The organism is Nocardiopsis sp. CNZ308 (assembly GCF_004217075.1).
This window is the reverse complement of the sequence record NZ_SHKJ01000001.1, coordinates 4,795,597-4,811,452: the sequence shown is the minus strand read 5'-3', so window position 1 is coordinate 4,811,452 and position 15,856 is coordinate 4,795,597. Positions and strand designations below refer to the sequence as shown.

The 15,856-nt window shown below is 74.5% G+C and carries 15 protein-coding genes; 2 read left to right on the top strand and 13 right to left on the bottom strand.

The genetic code is table 11. The features are described from left to right. Positions 1 to 149: 149 nt before the first annotated feature. The 6 genes from EV372_RS20585 to EV372_RS20560 form a co-directional block, all read right to left on the bottom strand. Entirely contained in the window at positions 150 to 1,142 is a 993-nt protein-coding gene (locus EV372_RS20585; protein WP_130397331.1) for a sigma-70 family RNA polymerase sigma factor, read from the bottom strand. 1 nt (position 1,143) lies between these two features. Then, entirely contained in the window at positions 1,144 to 1,527 is a 384-nt protein-coding gene (locus EV372_RS20580) for a VOC family protein (RefSeq protein ID WP_130397330.1), read from the bottom strand. A gap of 9 nt (positions 1,528 to 1,536) precedes the next feature. Continuing rightward, positions 1,537 to 1,926, bottom strand: a complete 390-nt coding sequence (locus tag EV372_RS20575; protein ID WP_130397329.1) for a VOC family protein — start codon at positions 1,924 to 1,926, stop codon at positions 1,537 to 1,539. 572 nt (positions 1,927 to 2,498) lie between these two features. Continuing rightward, the gene (locus EV372_RS20570) at positions 2,499 to 3,350 is read right to left on the bottom strand and encodes an ABC transporter permease (RefSeq protein WP_130399023.1); all 852 of its coding nucleotides are present in this window, start codon (positions 3,348 to 3,350) and stop codon (positions 2,499 to 2,501) included. A gap of 47 nt (positions 3,351 to 3,397) precedes the next feature. After that, complete coding sequence (locus EV372_RS20565) at positions 3,398 to 4,354, bottom strand: ATP-binding cassette domain-containing protein (RefSeq protein WP_130399022.1); 957 nt, start codon at positions 4,352 to 4,354, stop codon at positions 3,398 to 3,400. A 290-nt stretch (positions 4,355 to 4,644) separates the two neighbouring features. Then, complete coding sequence (locus EV372_RS20560) at positions 4,645 to 5,487, bottom strand: alpha/beta hydrolase (RefSeq protein WP_130397328.1); 843 nt, start codon at positions 5,485 to 5,487, stop codon at positions 4,645 to 4,647. A gap of 329 nt (positions 5,488 to 5,816) precedes the next feature. Here EV372_RS20560 and EV372_RS20555 point away from each other — a divergent pair, with 329 nt between their 5' ends. Beyond that, positions 5,817 to 6,866, top strand: a complete 1,050-nt coding sequence (locus EV372_RS20555; protein WP_130397327.1) for an NAD(P)-dependent alcohol dehydrogenase — start codon at positions 5,817 to 5,819, stop codon at positions 6,864 to 6,866. Between the two features lie 112 nt (positions 6,867 to 6,978). On the opposite strand, the gene EV372_RS20550 is transcribed toward EV372_RS20555, so the two are convergent. Genes EV372_RS20550 through EV372_RS20530 form a run of 5 tightly spaced genes read right to left on the bottom strand, consistent with a single transcriptional unit; the run spans position 6,979 to position 12,434 of the window. Next, positions 6,979 to 7,782, bottom strand: coding sequence for a DUF1295 domain-containing protein (locus EV372_RS20550; protein WP_130397326.1), 804 nt, complete (start codon positions 7,780 to 7,782; stop codon positions 6,979 to 6,981). Further along, positions 7,782 to 9,044 (bottom strand): SAM-dependent methyltransferase, encoded by a 1,263-nt coding sequence (locus EV372_RS20545; protein WP_130397325.1) that lies wholly within the window; start codon positions 9,042 to 9,044, stop codon positions 7,782 to 7,784. The genes EV372_RS20550 and EV372_RS20545 overlap by 1 nt, the downstream gene beginning before the upstream one ends. Next, positions 9,041 to 10,291: an SAM-dependent methyltransferase gene (locus EV372_RS20540; RefSeq protein ID WP_130397324.1), complete on the bottom strand. Its 1,251-nt coding sequence runs from the start codon at positions 10,289 to 10,291 to the stop codon at positions 9,041 to 9,043. The genes EV372_RS20545 and EV372_RS20540 overlap by 4 nt, the downstream gene beginning before the upstream one ends. After that, positions 10,288 to 11,151, bottom strand: a complete 864-nt coding sequence (locus EV372_RS20535; protein ID WP_130397323.1) for a DUF1365 domain-containing protein — start codon at positions 11,149 to 11,151, stop codon at positions 10,288 to 10,290. Before EV372_RS20535 ends, EV372_RS20540 begins: the two co-directional genes overlap by 4 nt. Further along, positions 11,148 to 12,434 carry an FAD-dependent oxidoreductase gene (locus tag EV372_RS20530; protein ID WP_130397322.1) on the bottom strand — a complete coding sequence of 429 codons (1,287 nt, stop codon included), beginning with the start codon at positions 12,432 to 12,434 and terminating at the stop codon, positions 11,148 to 11,150. Before EV372_RS20530 ends, EV372_RS20535 begins: the two co-directional genes overlap by 4 nt. 275 nt (positions 12,435 to 12,709) lie before the next feature. Between EV372_RS20530 and EV372_RS20525 the strand changes: the two genes are divergently transcribed. Beyond that, a complete protein-coding gene (locus tag EV372_RS20525) occupies positions 12,710 to 14,179 on the top strand; it encodes a bifunctional phosphatase PAP2/diacylglycerol kinase family protein (RefSeq protein WP_130397321.1) in 1,470 nt (489 codons plus the stop codon). A gap of 27 nt (positions 14,180 to 14,206) precedes the next feature. Here the strand turns inward: EV372_RS20525 and EV372_RS20520 are convergent, their stop codons facing one another. Further along, on the bottom strand, positions 14,207 to 14,659 hold the full coding sequence (locus EV372_RS20520; RefSeq protein ID WP_130397320.1) for a hypothetical protein: 453 nt from the start codon (positions 14,657 to 14,659) through the stop codon (positions 14,207 to 14,209). A gap of 164 nt (positions 14,660 to 14,823) precedes the next feature. Next, positions 14,824 to 15,813, bottom strand: coding sequence for a phosphotransferase (locus EV372_RS20515; protein WP_130397319.1), 990 nt, complete (start codon positions 15,811 to 15,813; stop codon positions 14,824 to 14,826). Between the last annotated feature and the right edge of the window lie 43 nt (positions 15,814 to 15,856).

Genomic DNA, 15,856 nt, shown 5'->3' with positions numbered 1-15,856 from the left:
CTGCAACTTCACTGAATCTAGCACACCTTCCCTCCCGTGCCACAGAAATACCGTGTGTCACATGGCACGGAGAAACGTGGTAACGATCCGCCCGGAGCACGCGTTGGTCCCGTCTCCCGCCCGGCGGCTCGGCTCCACGGACCTCCTCCTCAACCGCGCGGAGTCAGCACGGCGGGCAGCCCGAAGTGCCGGAAGAGCGAGGTGTCGAAGAACATCACCGCGTGGGCGACCGCACCGGCCCCGGGCGCCAGCTCCAGCACCTGGATCCCGAAGGCCCGGTGGGCGCCGTCGCCGCCCCGCATGTACAGCGCGAAGGCGGGCTGCCCGTTGGCACCGGTCGGCACCAGCGCCAGGTCTCCCGGGCCGCTGGCCGGGCAGTGGGCGGCGATGAGGCGGCCGATGTGCCCGGCGCCGCGCACCCACGTGGCGAAGGGCGGCATCTCGAACACCGCGTCGGCGGTGAACACCTCGGTGATCGCCGAGATGTCGTAGGACTCGAACGCGTCGACGTACCGGTTCAGGACCTCGCGCTGCTCCGGCCGGGGCTCGGCCACCTCCTCCTCGGCGGGGGCGACCCGGGTCAGCTGGGCGCGGGCCCGCTGGAGCAGGCTGTTGACCGCGGGGACGGAGACGCCGAGGGTGTCGGCGACCTCGGCCGCGCTGTAGCGCAATACGTCGCGCAGGATCAGCACCGCCCGCTGTCTGGGTTGCAGGTGCTGGAGCGCGGCGACCAGGGCCAGGCGCACGCTCTCGCGCGCGACCACGACCGTGCCGGGGTCGTCCGCGCCGACCAGGGCGTCGGGCACCGGCTCCAGCCAGGGCAGCTCCGGGCGGTCGGCCAGTTCGCCCTCGGGCTCGGCGGTGGGTCCGCCGAGCCCGGTGGGCAGGGGCCGCCGTCGGCGCCTGTCCAGGGCGGTCAGACAGGCCGTGGTGGCGATCCGGTGGAGCCAGGTGCGCAGGCTGGATCGGCCCTCGAACCGGTCGTAGGCCTTCCAGGCGCGCAGGTAGGTCTCCTGCACCAGGTCCTCGGCGTCGTGTACCGACCCCAGCATGCGGTAGCAGTGCGCGAACAGCTCCCGCCGGTAGGGATCGGCGGCACTCATGAAGTCCTGGTCGGACGCGTGTTCCACCACGACCGCCACGTTACGCCTCCTGTATGACGGAACACACGTTCCCGAACGGGTCGGCGAACCACGCCACCGTCGGAACGCCCCGCGAGATGCCCTTGCCGTCCTGGTCGAAGCCCTCGTAGCGGAGCGTTCCGACGCCGCGGCGGGCCAGCTCGTCCACGACGGCGTCGATGTCGTCCACGGGGAGGTTGAGCACGGTGAAGCCCGCGGGCTCGTGGTCGGGCTTGGGGTATACGAGGACCGCCCGCCCCTCCCCCAGGTCGATGCTGAGCAGGTCGTGCTCCTCCATGCCCTCGACGGGCCCGACCGCGAGCCCGAGGGTGGTGCCGTAGAACTCCCGGGCCCGGTCGGGGTCGGGGACGGCGAAGGAGCCGAAGGCCCTGGTGGTGTCGAACACGGTCCTCTCCTAACTCTCGCGCGCCATGGCGGCGCGGTGCTCGTCGCTGAGCTGGATGATCTGGACGTGGTTGCCGTCGGGGTCGACGGCGGTGCCGAACAGGCTGCCGTCGCGGTCCTCCAGGGGCGCCAGCCATCCGGTGCCCCGCGCGTCCACGCGGGCGGCGACGGCGCGGGCGTCGTCCACGTCGACGTTGAGGATCATGCGGGTCGGGTCGCCCGCCTTGGGCGCGACGTCGTCCCGGCGGTCGATGAGCAGGTGGAAGGTGCCCAGGCGCAGGACGCGGTAGCCGTCCATGTCGATGTCGTCCTGGGGTGAGAGGACGTCGGCGTACCAGTCGTGCAGGCGGTCGGGGTCGGTGGTGGCGAGCAGCATGCCGTCGAGGTTGGGGCGTTCCATGGTGTCCTCCGGGTGGTGTTCGGGTGCGCGGCACCCGGCCCGGTTCGTCTCGGATCCGGCGCTCGGTGCCGCTCACCCGTACTGACACGCCGGGGTGCCCGGACTCATCGGCCTTCGGCGGTTCTCATGCCACCGTTTCCTCCGCCGACGTCTTCGAGGCGCGCCGGACCGGTTCCCGCGGCGTTACCGAGGGCGGCGGGGGCTCGTCGGCCGTGGCCGGAGGAGCTGAGGCGTTCGGGGCGGCGCCGTGGCGCGGAGTGGCGGAAGGGGCCTTCCCTCGGCCTGCCCGGGCCCCGTCGCGGTCACGGGAGCCGCTGGCACGGTCGCCGCGGGCCGCGCCGGAACCACGCAAGGGGTGGTCCCCGTCCCGGCCACCGGAACAGCCAGTACGGGCCGCCGGGTCCACGCCAGGGCTCGTCCTCGGCCTACCCGGGCCCCGTCCCGGTCTCCGGAGCGCCGGAACCACGGAAGGGGTGGTCCCGGTCACCGGAGCGGCCGGAACGGATGGCACGGGACGCACCGGACGGGGCCGTGCCCCGGACACCCACCGGGGACCGGCCCTGTCCGGTGCCTCAGCGGCTCAGCCGCCGGAAGCGCCGCAGTGCGAGCGGCACGAAGACCATCATCAGCACCAGCGGCCACACCACCGCCATGAGCAGCGCGTTCTGCGCGATCCAGGAGTCGTTGGCCGCCACGGGGTTGCCGAACAGGTCGCGGGCCGCGATCACCGTCGCCGACAGCGGGTTCCACTCGGCCACCGGCACCAGCCAGTCCGGCATGGTGTCGGTGGGCACGAAGGTGTCCGCGACCATGGCCAGCGGGAAGACCAGCGAGAAGAACTTCATCGCCGCCTCCGGACTGCGCACCACCAACCCCAGGTAGATGCCGATCCAGGTGAAGGCCAGGCGCAGCAGCAACAGCAGTCCCAGGGCCGCCAGCGCGGAGAGCGGACCCTCGTGCCACCGCCAGCCGACCAGCAGCCCCATTCCGGCCAGCACCGCCAGGTCCACCACCGCGGAGAGCACGTCGGCCAGGCTGCGCCCGGCCAACAGCGAGGCGGGGGCCATCGGCAGCGTGCGGAACCGGTCCACCACACCGCGCCCGGCGTCGGTGACCACCGCGATCGTGGTGTTGCCGATCCCGAAGGCCATGGTCAGCGCGAACAGCCCCGGCATCAGGAACTCGCGGTACTCCTCGCCGGGCGCGTCCATGACCGCGCCCATGGCCTCGCCGAAGACGAAGCCGAACAGCAGCACGGCCAGGACGGGGACCATCAGCGTGCCGACGAGTTCGTCGGGCTTGTACACCAGGTGCAGCAGGTAGCGGCGCGCCACCACCCAGGTGTCGGCCACCGCCCAGCGCGCCCGCGCCAGGGGTCCGGGCTCCTCCGGAACCGGACGCTCCGCCTCGGTCACGGACGCCATGACGCCTCTCTTCTCCGGGACCGGCGGCCCCGACTCGGTCACGGACGTCATGAACCCTCCCCCTGTGTGCTCTGACGGCCCGTCAGCCCCAGGAAGACGTCGTCCAGGGTCGGGCGGCGCAGGGCGATGTCCTCCACGTGCAGCCCCGCCTCGTCCAGGGCGCGCACCACCTTGGCCAGTCCCGCGCCCCGGCCGTCGAAGGGCACCGACACCCGCAGGGCGTCGGCGTCCACCTCGGGCAGGGCCCCGGCCACGCGGCCCAGGACCTCCCCGACCGGCGAGAGCGCGTCGGCGTCGGCGACCACGGCCTCCACCCGGCCGCCCCCGACCCGGGACTTGAGCTCCTCGGGGGTGCCCTCGGCGATGATCCTCCCGGCGTCGACCACCGAGATCCGGTCGGCCAGGCGGTCGGCCTCCTCCAGGTACTGGGTGGTCAGCAGCACGGTCGTGCCGCCCTCGGCCAGGTCGCGCACGGCCCGCCAGACCTCGGCGCGGCTGCGCGGGTCCAGGCCCGTGGTGGGCTCGTCCAGGAACAGCACGGCGGGGTCGGGGATCAGGCTCGCGGCCAGGTCCAGGCGGCGGCGCATGCCGCCGGAGTACTCGCGCACCGGGCGGCGGGCGGCCTCGGTGAGGCCGAACCGCTCCAGGAGTTCGGCGGCCCGGGCCCGAGCCGCCCGCGCGCGCAGGTGGTGCAGGCGGGCGAACATCTCCAGGTTGCGCCGCCCGTCGAGGACCTCGTCCAGGGCCGCGTACTGACCGGCGAAGCCGATGCGCGAGCGCACCCGCGCGCTCTGGCGCGCCACGTCGAACCCGGCGACGCGCACCTGCCCGGAGTCGAAGCGCAGCAGGGTGGACATGATCCGCACGGCGGTGGTCTTGCCCGCGCCGTTGGGCCCCAGCAGCGCGTGCACCGCGCCGGGGGGCACCTCCAGGTCGAAGCCGTCCAGGGCGGCGCGGCCGCGGGCTCCGGGGTAGGCCTTGCGCACGTCCCGGGCCAGGATCACCGGGTCGGCGGCTCGGCCGACGACCGCGCGGTGGCCGGGGGAGGGAGCGCGGTGGGCGCGCCGGTCCCCGTCGGGGCCCCCGTCCGCGGCGCGCTCGGGGGCACGGCGGGCGGTACCGGCGGCACGGTCGTCAGCGGCGCGGTGACCGGCGCAGCGTCCGTCCACGCCTGGGTCCTCCACGACGCGGTCGGGGACGGCGTGTTCGTCCACGGCGCGGGTGGCGACGGACCGGTGACCGGCGGCGCCTTCGACGGCGCCTCGGTGGTCGACGGCGGGGTCGCGGGCGGGCCTCACGACGCCGCCTCCCCGACCGGGGCCCCGGCGGCCGGGCGCCAGCCCGGGCGCGTGCGCTGGGCGGGCACGTCCGGCCGGGTGACCTCGGCGTGGCGGCCCAGGCCGATGCGGGCGATGTTGCGCACCGACTCGCTGCCCTCGGTGTAGTAGGAGCAGTGGCCGGGGATGGGGCCGGTGGCGAAGGCGGTGGCGCCGAACCCGGGGCGCAGCGGCGAGGGGCCGTGGCCCAGGTCCCGCCAGCGGCCCCGGGGGAAGAAGCGGATCCAGTCCGCGGGGCCCAGCGCCGCCCACAGGTTCCCGGTGAAGCCCAGGTCGGCGGCGGAGTTCCCGCCCATGCCGGGGCTGCCCAGGGCCACGCACTCGTCCACGCGCCCGTGCCGCAGGGCCAGCCCGCACACGACGGTGCCGTAGCTGTGCCCCACCAGCGTGATGCGGGCGGTGCGGGGCAGGAAGGCCGTCAGGCGGGCCAGGTCCTCGGCGCCGCGTTCGGCCGGTCCCCGGAAGGCGGCCTCGGCGAAGCCGCGCGGGGTGTCGTAGCCGACCCAGACCACGACGGCGGAGCGCTCCTCGGGGGCCAGGGCCCGCATGGTGCGCAGGACCGTCTCCCCGTTGACCCGGGGCCGGGTGGGGCGGTTGGCGTCGAAGTAGTTGCCCAGGTAGTTGTCGTTGCCCGGGACCAGGACCACGATGTGGTCGGCCGCGGCCACGTCGCCCAGCGCCTCGACGATGCGGCCGTCTCCGGTCTCGTCGTGGGCCAGGAGCCGCAGGCCGTGCCACTCGCGCTCCTCGTAGCGCAGGGGGGTGGGGGGCGAAGCGTGACGTGGGCCCGCCGCGATCATGACTCTCCTGGGGAAGTTCGAGTGCCGACAGGTGGGGGGAACGAACCCTTTTCACGCTAGGTCCGCGACGGGGTCGGCCTCCATGGCGCTGTCCCCCCGAACCGGGTCTGGCGTTGACCACCCGGTTCAGTAGTGGTGGCACCACTCCCGGCCGTACGGCGCACGGTAAAAATCAGACGAAACCGACAAATAAGACGGAAGGCTTTCGGGTAGGTGGTGGGCGGACAGCCGTGAACTGGACGGACAGTGTCGAGCGGCCATACGGGCGCCGCGAACGCGGTCTCCGTGCGCGCCGGTGCCCGATCTCCGCGAGAGCCTGGGGGTACTCCATGCGAGCCGTGGTCTTCGAGAACTACGAGCGGTTCCCGTCACTCACCGACGTTCCCGTGCCCGAGCCGGGGCCGGGCGAGGTCCTGCTGCGGGTGGCGGGAGCGGGCACCTGTCACTCCGACGTCAGCGTGTACCGCCACTTCAAGGAGGGGCAGGCCGGAGCCCAGAAACCGCCGTTCGTCCTGGGACACGAGAACTCCGGCTGGGTGGAGGCGCTCGGCGACGGCGTGAGCGAGCGCGTGCGGGTCGGCGACGCCTACATGGCCTACGGCCCGATCGGCTGCGGGCACTGCCGCATGTGCGTCCGGGGCCAGGACACCTACTGCGAGAACGCGGCGACCATGCCCTACCTGGCGGTGGGCCTGGGGCGCGACGGCGGCATGGCCGAGTACGTGACCGTGCCCGCCCACCACCTGGTCCCCCTGGGCGACGCCGACCCCGTGGACGCCGCGCCGCTGTCGGACGCGGGCCTGACCCCGTACCACGCGATCAAGCAGGCGCTGCCGCACCTGGAGGGCGGCGGTCGGCACGCCCTGGTGATCGGCCTGGGCGGGCTGGGGCAGATCGGCGTGCAGATCCTCAGGGCGCTGACCGGCGCGACGGTGATCGCCACCGACGTCAAGGCCGAGCCCCGGGCCTGGGCCGAGCGCAACGGCGCGGTCACCGTGGGGGCGGGTGCGCACCAGGTCGAGGAGATCCGCGAGATCACCGGCGGCAGGGGCGTGGACGCGGCCTTCGACTTCGTGGGCGTCACCCCCACGATCGCGACCGCGGCGGCGTCGATGGCCCAGGGCGGGCGGCTGACCGTGGTGGGGATCGCGGGCGGCACGCACGAGTTCTCGTTCTTCACCAACCCCTACGAGTCCTACATCACCAACACCTACTGGGGGACGGTGGGAGAGCTGTGGGAGGTGGTGGACATGTACAAGGCGGGGCAGATCCGTCCGGAGGTCGAGAGGTTCGACCTGGGGGACGCCCTGGAGGCCTACCGGAGGCTGGAGGCCGGGGAGGTCTTCGGCCGCGCCGTGGTGGTGCCGCACCAGAGCTGACCGCGCGGAGGCCTCCGCGCGACCGGCGGGCTACCTGGGCCCCGCCCCGGCTGCCCGTCCCGGGCCCTCCCCCTTCCGTGAGGGCCCGGGACGGGGGTCCGTGCCCCCGGTCTCAGCCCCTGCCGGGCGGCATCGGCACGAACGCACTGGTGCGCCGGGCGTACTCCGCCCAGCCGGGCCGACCGGACATGTGCTCGTCCAGCAGCCGCTGCCCCGACCCCCGGGTCAGCAGGTAGGTCATCACCACGGGCGCGGGCAGGGTGAGCAGCACCCACCACGACCCCGACAGCGCGACCAGGAAGAGCCCCCACCACACGCAGGCGTCGCCGAAGTAGTTGGGGTGGCGGGTCCACGCCCACAGGCCGCGGTCCATGATCCGCCCGCTGTTGGCGGGGTCGCGCTTGAACCGGGCCAGCTGGGCGTCGCCCACCGTCTCGAACACGAACCCCAGCAGCCACACGGCCGCACCGGCCAGGGCCAGCCACGCCTGCGGGGAGCCGAGGAGGGGCGCGCCGGTGTGCACCGCCACCTGGACCGGCATGGCGACGAGCCACACCAGGAACCCCTGGAGCAGGTAGACCACGCGCAGGGCGTAGGCGTTCCGGTTCCCGGGTGCCCCGGCCAGCAGGCGCTCGTAACGGGGGTCCTCACCCCTGCCCCGGGAGCGCAGCCCGATGTGCGCGGCCAGGCGCACCCCCCACACGGCGGTGAGCCCGGCCAGCAGCCAGGCGCGGGCGGGGTCGCCCGAGGCGGTCAGTGCGCCGACCGCCGCCACGGCGGTGAACCCGAGCCCCCAGGCCGCGTCCACCACGCTGTGCCTGCCCAGGCGCAGCGCGAGGGCGAAGGTCGCGAGCATGAGCGCCAGCACGGCCAGGGCGGACAGCCCGAGGGTGGCGGCGAGTGCGGAGGCGTCCATCAGCGGCTCCCTGCGCGGTCCGGGCGCACGGCCAGGATCTGGTCCACTCCCATGCGCCCCTCCTCGAAGGCGAGCGCGCCCCCGGCCAGGTAGAGCCGCCACACGCGGGCGGTCTGCGGTCCGGCCAGGGCCACCAGTTCGTCGAAGCGGCGCTCCAGCACCTCCAGCCAGGCGCGGGCGGTGCGCACGTAGTGCTCGCGCATGGCCCGCACGCCGCGCACCTCCAGTCCGGCCTCCTCCAGCAGCCCGACCGTCTCACCCAGGGGGCGCATGTGCATGTCGGGGGCGATGTAGCGCTCGATGAACGGGCCGCCGCCGGGCTGGGCGCCGCGCCGCGACATCTGCTGGACCAGCAGGCGCCCGCCGGGGCGCAGCCGGTCGTGCAGGCGGCGGGCGAAGGGCGCGTACTCGTCGCGGCCCACGTGTTCGCCCATCTCGATGGCGGCCACGGCGTCGAAGCCGTCGTCGGTGACGTCGCGGTAGTGCTGGAGGCGCACCTCGACCAGGTCGGACAGGCCCTCCTCGCGGACGCGGGCCGCGACGTGGTCGCGCTGGCGCGCGGAGAGGGTGACGGCGGTGACGCGCGCTCCGTGGTGGCGGGCTGCGTGCAGGGTGAGCGATCCCCAGCCGCACCCCACGTCGAGCAGGCGGTCCCCCTCGCCCAGGCGCAGTCCGCGGCAGACGAGGTCGAGCTTGTCGCGCTGGGCGTCGGCGAGGGTGTAGCCGGGGTCGTCGCTGGTCCAGTAGGCGCACGAGTAGGCCATGGACTCGTCCAGGAGCAGCTCGTAGAGGTCGTTCCCGGCGTCGTAGTGGTGGGAGACGGCCGCGGCGTCGCGCTCGCTGGAGTGGAGGCGTCCGCGCAGGCGCGCCTCGGCCGGCGGGGCGGGCGGCGGGGAGCCCACCACGCCCAGGGCCAGGAGGGTGCGGGCCGCGCGGGCCCACTCGGCGGGGCCGGGCAGCGAGGTGCCGTTCTCGCGCACGCTCGCCCACACCCGGCTCAGGGCGTCGGTGAGGTCGCCCTCCACGTCCAGCGATCCGGTGACGTAGGCGCGGGCCAGGCCCAGCTCGCCGGGGCGGGCCAGGATGTGGCGCAGGGCGTCGCGGTCGCGCAGCACCGCCAGCGGGGCGTCGGCGGGGCCGGCCTCGCTGCCGTCCCAGGCGCGCAGCCGGACGGGGAGCACGCCGTTGAACAGACCGGCGGCCAGGGGCGCGAGGAAGTGGGCGGCTCCGCGGGGCGGGGCGGGGGTCGCGGTGGTGCTCATCGGGCCTTCTCCATGGTGATCTGCTCGACGTCGATGATTCCGGACAGGAAACCGGCCTCGCAGTAGGCGAGGTAGAAGGACCACATGCGGCGGAAGGTGGCGTCGAAGCCGAGGGCCTCCACCCGCTCGGCGGCGTCGGTGAAGTTCTCGCGCCACACGCGCAGGGTGTCGGCGTAGTCGCGGCCGAAGGAGAGCCGGTCGGTGACGCGCAGGGAGGTGCCCGCCCCCAGTTGTTCCTCGACGGCGGTGACCGAGGGGATGAGGCCGCCGGGGAAGACGTACTTGTGCATCCAGGTGTAGGAGCCGCGCGAGGCGCGCATCATGGCGTGCTCCATGGTGATGCTCTGGAGGCCCACGCGTCCGCCGGGGCGCAGGAGCCGGTCCAGGGCGGCGAAGTAGACGGGCCAGTAGCGTTCGCCGACGGCCTCGATCATCTCCACGCTGACCACGGCGTCGTAGGTTCCGGTGACGTCGCGGTAGTCGCACAGGCGGACGTCGACCCGGTCGCAGAGCCCGGCGGCGGCGACGCGTTCGACGGCCAGGGCGCGCTGCTCGGCGGAGAGGGTGACGGTGGTGACGCGGGCGCCGCGGCGGGCGGCGCGCACGGCCAGCTCGCCCCAGCCGGTGCCGATCTCCAGCAGCTCGACGTCCTCGGCCACGCCCGCGGCGTCCAGGAGGCGGTCGATCTTGCGCTCCTGGGCGCGGGGCAGGGTGTCGCGGTCTCGGGCCTCGCCGTCCTCGAACAGGGCGGAGGAGTAGGTCATCGTCCGGTCGAGGAAGAGGCCGAACAGGTCGTTGGACAGGTCGTAGTGGTGGCTGATGTGGCGTCTGGACCCGGCGCGGGTGTTGCGGTCCGAGGCGGGTCTGCGCGGCAGGGTGACGTGGCGCAGGGGCTGGAGGGGGCGCGGGACGAGGTTGTCGTAGTCCGCGGCCAGGCGGGTGAGCAGGGCGACCAGGTCGGGCGAGTCCCACTCCCCGGCCATGTAGGACTCGCCGAAGCCGATGAGGCCGCCCGCGGCCAGACGGCGGTGGAAGGCGTCGGGGTCGCGCAGCTCCAGGACGGGCGCGCCGTCGTCGGCGGCGGGCGCGGCGGAGCCGGTGCGCACGCGCACGCCCGAGCGCGCGGTGGCGTGGCGGACGATGGCGCGGGCGACGGCCGCGCGCAGGCGTCCGCCGGGCACCCGGGCCACGTCGGGCCAGCGCCGTGCGTCCAGGGGCGGGTGGGTGTGGGGGCTGGTCGTGGTCATGGCCGTGTCCTGGTCTTCCGTTCGGTCGCTGGTGTGTGCGTGTGCCCGCGCGGCTGGACGGGCAGCCCGCGCAGGTAGAGGCCGATGCCCTGGCGCCGGATGCGCAGCGCGCCGACCAGCGGCGCGAGGGGGTGGCGCAGCGCCCTGAGCAGCAGGGACGCGGTGGTGGCGGGGCGTCGGCGGCCGTGCACCGAGGCGGTGAGGGGCGGGCGCCCGTCGCGGTGCAGGGCGACGGTGAGCGCGAGGCGTTCACCGGGTTCGGGGAGGCTGAGACGGTAGCGGCCGTCCACCGCGTTGAACGGGGAGACGTACATGGCCTTGTCCGCCTCGGCCCGGCCGCGGGCGTCCACGTCCAGGACGTAGCGGTGGCGCTGGCCGTAGGTGTTGTGGACCTCGGCGACGACGCGGCTGAGGCGGCCGTCGCGGTGGTGGCACCAGTAGACGGTCAGGGGGTTGAACACGTGGCCCAGGACGCGGGCGTGGGCGAGCATGAGCACCCGGCCGCCGTCGAGGTCCACACCGTGCGCGGCGAGGAGCGCGTCGATGTCGGCGCGCAGCTCCCGGGCCCAGCCGTCGGCGCGGTCGCGGCGCGCGGCACCCGTGTCGTTCGGGGCACGGGTGGCGGTCGGGGCACCGGATTCAGCGGAGGCGTGAGTGACGGCCGGTGCGCGGTCGCCGTCCACGGCGTGGTCCTTCGCGCGGAACCCGGCCAGGACGTTCAGCGGCCAGCGCGGACGCGGCGGGTCGTCCAGGTCCACCAGCCAGTAGTAGGTGCCGTAGGCGAAGGCGTTGCGGACGGGTTCGGAGCGGACGTGGCGGACGGTGGCCTCGTACAGCGCGGGCGCCTGGGAGGGCGTCACCAGTGCACCCCCAGGCTCGCGGCGGCCCGGACGCCCGAGCGGCACCCGTCCTCGTGGAAGCCCCACCCGTGGTGGGCCCCGGCGAAGGCGACGACCCGGTCGCTGAGTTCGGGCAGCCGCCGCTGCGCGGCCAGGGAGGCGGGGGTGTAGACGGGGTGCGCGTAGTCCATGGCGGCCACGACCCGGTCGGGATCGACCTCGTCGGCGCCGTTGAGGGTGACCACGTACTGCTCGTCGGCGTCCAGGCGTTGGAGGCGGTTCATGTGGTAGCTCACGCGCACGGGCTCGGTGTCGGGCTCGCAGGAGGCCAGGCGGTGGTTCCAGCTGGCCCAGACGTCGCGGTCGGCGGGCAGCACGGAGGCGTCGGTGTGCAGCAGGGTGCGGTTGCGCGAGTAGCCGAAGGCGCCGAGGACCTCGCGCTCGGCGCCGGTGGGGTCGGCGAGCAGGGCGAGGGCCTGGTCGGCGTGGGTGGCCACGACCGCGGCGTCGAAGTGCAGGGCCTCTCCCCCGGCGCGCAGGCGCACGCCCTGTGCCGTGCGGGCCAGCGAGGTGACCGGGGTTCCGGTGCGCACCGCGTGCAGGTTCTTGGCGACGCGCTCGACGTAGGAGTGCGAGCCGCCGGTGACGGTGCGCCAGCGGGGCGAGCCCCACACGCTGAGCATGCCGTGGTTGGCCAGGAAGGAGAACAGGTAGCGGGCGGGGTAGTCGGTGGCGGTGCCGGGCGGGCAGGACCACACCGCCGACACCAGCGGGAGCAGGAAGTGCGCGACCGTGTAGGGCGTGAACCGGTGGTGGCGGACGAAGGCGCCGAGGGTGGGTTCGGCCGCGCCGGGGGGCGGGGTCGCGGCGAGCAGGCGCCGGGCGGCCCGGTGGAAGCGGGGGATCTCGGTGAGCATGCGCAGGTAGGCGTGGCCGCGCCGGGACCGGTTGGGGAGCATGGCGCGCATGCCGCGCGCGCCCGCGTACTCCAGGCCGCAGCCCCGGCAGCTGACCGACATGCTCATCTCGGTGGGCTGGGTGGACACGCCGAGTTCGTCGAACAGGCGCAGCAGGTGGGGGTAGGTGCGCCTGTTGTGCACGATGAAGCCGCTGTCGACCCGCAGCCCGCCGCCCGGTCCGCCGTCGATCCGGTGGGTGTGGGCGTGCCCGCCCAGGCGGTCGTCGGCCTCGAACAGGGTGACGTCGTCGTTCCTGTGCAGGACGTGCGCCGCCGTCAGTCCGGAGACGCCGGAGCCGATGACCGCGATCCTGCGCCGGAGGAGGGTGTGCTGCCCTGTACCCAATGCGTCCTCTTCACTTCCGGGGGTTGTGTGGCGGAAGTGATTCGGTACCGGGAACCAGGCGGATTGGTCCACATCATCACGAAAAGGTCTCGAAGGGGAGGGGCCGGGGCGGGGACGGCCGCGCCGTCCGACACCGCGCGGATCGCGCTTCCGGCGACCGCGTACCACCGAAACCAACATCGTGTGTGATGTCATCAACACACTGAAGGCCCTCCTGCGGGCGCGCCCTTATGGACATCTGACGGCGCTTTGCCCAATCTGGGGAAATGAGCCTTATGAGTCGACTCCACCGGGCTGACAAGAAGGTCTACGACCACGTGACGGGGTTGGGACCCGCGTCCCTGGACGCCTACACCCCCAAGTTCGTGCAGGCGACGGACAACATGGCGCCGTGGTTCCTCATGTCGGCCACCCTCGCCGCCACGGGCGGCCCCAGGCTGCGGCGCACCGCCCTGCGCGCGATCCTGGCCGCGGGCACCGCCAACCTGCTCTCGGCGGGGATCAAGCAGCTCTCGGGGCGCACCCGCCCGGACAACTCGGCCGTCCCGGCCGCGCGCAGTCCCTACCGCTCCTACCCGAGCACCTCCTTCCCCTCCGGGCACACCGCCGCGGCCGCGGCCTACGCGGCCGGGGTCATGACCGACGCGCCCAAGCCGCTGGCCGGACTGGTCGCGCTCCTGGCGGGCGGGGTGGCGTTCTCCCGCGTGCACAGCGGCGTCCACTACCCCGGCGACGTGCTCGCCGGGATGGTCATCGGGTGCGGCGCCGCGCTGCTCGCCCGGACGGTGGTGCCGCCCCGTCCCGAACTGGTCTTCGGCGCGCGCACCGTCGCCGAGGGGGAGACCGACGTGGACCGCGAGGGCTCCGGGGTGACGGTGGTGGTCAACCCGCGCTCGGCCGCGGGCACGGTGCCCGGGCTGACCGCGGCCGACGTCACCAGCAGGGTGGCGCGGGCGCTGCCCAAGGCCCGGATCATCCCGCTGTCGGCCGACGACGACGTGGTCGGGGTCATGGACCAGGCCGCGCGCACCAGCGAGGTGCTGGCGGTGGCGGGCGGCGACGGCACCGTCAACGCCGGGGCGCAGGCGGCCCTCGACCACGACCGTCCGCTGCTGGTGCTGCCGGACGGCACCCTCAACAACTTCGCCCGCACGCTGGGGCTGTCCTCGGTGGACATCGCGCTGCGGGCCTTCGACGACGGGCGGGTGGCCCGGGTGGACGTGGGCGAGGTGGACGGCCGGATCTTCCTCAACACGTCCTCGTTCGGCTCCTACCCGCGCATGGTGGAACGGCGCGACAAGTGGGCCGAGCGGATCGGCAAGTGGCCCGCGTTCGCGCTGGCCCTGTGGCAGGACCTGCGGGAGGTGAGCCCGATCTCCGCGGTCGTGGACGGCCAGCCCGCCAAGGTGTGGTGGGCGTTCGTGGGCAACTGCCGGTACCGCACGCACGGCCGGGTGCCCGCGCTGCGCGAGCAGCTGGACGACGGGCGGCTGGACGTGCGGGTGCTCACCGCGCGGGCGCCCTTCCCGAGGCTGCGCGCCGTCGCGGACGTGCTGCTGGGCCAGTTCGCGCACGGCGAGGGCTACTCCGAACGGCTGACCACGGGGCTGACGCTGACCATCCCGGGCGAGCCCAGGCTGCTGGCCGTGGACGGCGAGGTCGTGGAGGGCTCGCGCACGGTGGTCTTCACCAAGCGGCACGCGGCCCTGCGGGTGTTCGTGCCCGCCGTCGAGACCAACCGGTGAACACCGGAGGCGGCATCGGCCCGACCGTCAGCGGCGGCACCGCCTCGGGCCGCGGGAGTGGTCCCGACCGGTGCCGCCGCTCAGCAGGAGGCTGAGCCCCGCCCCCAGCAGCCACGCGTCCTTGGACAGGGGCAGCCCCTGCTCGGTCGGGCGCAGGCTCTGGGGGCGCCGCATGCCCGGGGTGCGCAGGTACAGGCCGAGCAGTCCGGCGGCGAACGCGGTCAGGCCCGCGCCCGCGACGCGGCTCGGGACGACGGGGATCAGCAGGGCGGCGCCCAGGGCGATCTCACCGGCCGACAGCAGCCGGGCGAAGGTGACGGGGTCCACGTCCTTGAGGAAGGGGTAGGTCCCCGCCGCCATCCCGTGGAGGCCCTGCGCGGTCTCCTCGTCGGCGCCGCGCTTCTCCAGCCCGGAGTTGAGGACGAACGCCCCCGTGATGACGCGCAGCGGCAGGTCGCGGTTGCTCAGGGGCAGGTTCATGTCGCTCCAACAGCTGGTCGGGTCCGTGGCGTGCCCGGTCGGCCGGTTCCGGACCGGCCGCACTGGTGACAACCCTTTTCGGTCGCCAAGAGTCACGGAAATGCTACCGACCGCGAACCGCGCGGGCGGGCCGCGACCCGCCGGGCCGCCGGAACCGGGCGGTGTCAGCGGGCGCCGGACCGCTCCCCGGCGGCGAGGCGTTCGACGATGCGGACCAGGTCCCGCCAGGCCTGGGAGGTGTCGGGGCCGCCCTCGTGGGGCGCGCGGAACCAGTCGACGAACTCGACGACGTCGCGCAGGTCCCAGCGCAACCGGTACAGGTCCAGCAGGGCGCGGTCGGGCTCGTGCCCGCTGACCTCGGCGTAGCGTTCCAGTTCGTCGGGGTCGTCGGTGACCAGCCACAGGTCGCGCTCGGGGACGGCCAGGCCGACGGTGTCCCAGTCGACCAGCAGCGGGCGGTCGCCGCGCCACAACAGGTTGCCGGGGTGGGGTTCGCCGTGGGTGAGGACCGCCGCCGCGCCCTCCAGGGCGGCCGCGCCGCGGTCGGACTCGGCCAGGCGCTCGCGCAGCACCGGGGCGTGCTCGGCGAGCAGGTCGGCGGTGGGCGCGGCGTGGGGCCCCGCGTCGCCGACGGCGGCGGGGCGGTCCAGGAGCGCGGCGAGCCGGTCCTGGCCGGGGAGGCGGATCTCGACGGCGGGCGCGTCGCCCGGTGCGCTGCGGTGCAGCTGGGCGAGGGTGTCCAGGAGCCGGGCCCGCCGGTCGGCGTCCAGCTCCTGGCCGAAGTCGCCGGACTCGCCCTCCACGTGGGGGAAGACGCTGAGCGCGTACCCGTCGCCGACCGGGACGACGGTGTCCCCGCCCGGGGTGCGCAGGGGCGCGACGACGAAGCCGAGCCCCTCGTCGTCGTGCAGCCGGGCGGCGGTGTCCATGGCCCGGGTCAGGCGCCGCCGCACGGCGGCCGGGTCCGGGCCGAGGAAGGACTTGTGGGCGAGGTCGGCCACGGTGGTGAACCAGCGGCGGCCCGAGGTGTCGGTGACGCTCCAGTGGTGGTCGCCGAAGCCCAGGGGGACGTGGTCGAGCGCGGTCGCGTGGATGCCCCACGTCGCCAGCGCGTCGTGCAGGCGTGGTTCCAGGTTCGTCAGCCGTTCGCGCATGCGGCGAAACTACCAGCCGGTCCGCGCCGCGGCCGGGAATTTC

Bases quoted from the DNA above. Each gene is read 5' to 3' on its own strand.
- EV372_RS20575 (WP_130397329.1), bottom strand. From the start codon at position 1,926: ATGGAACGCCCCAACCTCGACGGCATGCTGCTCGCCACCACCGACCCC.
- EV372_RS20570 (WP_130399023.1), bottom strand. From the start codon at position 3,350: ATGGCGTCCGTGACCGAGGCGGAGCGTCCGGTTCCGGAGGAGCCCGGA.
- EV372_RS20560 (WP_130397328.1), bottom strand. From the start codon at position 5,487: ATGATCGCGGCGGGCCCACGTCACGCTTCGCCCCCCACCCCCCTGCGC.
- EV372_RS20555 (WP_130397327.1), top strand. From the start codon at position 5,817: ATGCGAGCCGTGGTCTTCGAGAACTACGAGCGGTTCCCGTCACTCACC.
- EV372_RS20550 (WP_130397326.1), bottom strand. From the start codon at position 7,782: ATGGACGCCTCCGCACTCGCCGCCACCCTCGGGCTGTCCGCCCTGGCC.
- EV372_RS20545 (WP_130397325.1), bottom strand. From the start codon at position 9,044: ATGAGCACCACCGCGACCCCCGCCCCGCCCCGCGGAGCCGCCCACTTC.
- EV372_RS20540 (WP_130397324.1), bottom strand. From the start codon at position 10,291: ATGACCACGACCAGCCCCCACACCCACCCGCCCCTGGACGCACGGCGC.
- EV372_RS20525 (WP_130397321.1), top strand. From the start codon at position 12,710: ATGAGTCGACTCCACCGGGCTGACAAGAAGGTCTACGACCACGTGACG.
- EV372_RS20520 (WP_130397320.1), bottom strand. From the start codon at position 14,659: ATGAACCTGCCCCTGAGCAACCGCGACCTGCCGCTGCGCGTCATCACG.
- EV372_RS20515 (WP_130397319.1), bottom strand. From the start codon at position 15,813: ATGCGCGAACGGCTGACGAACCTGGAACCACGCCTGCACGACGCGCTG.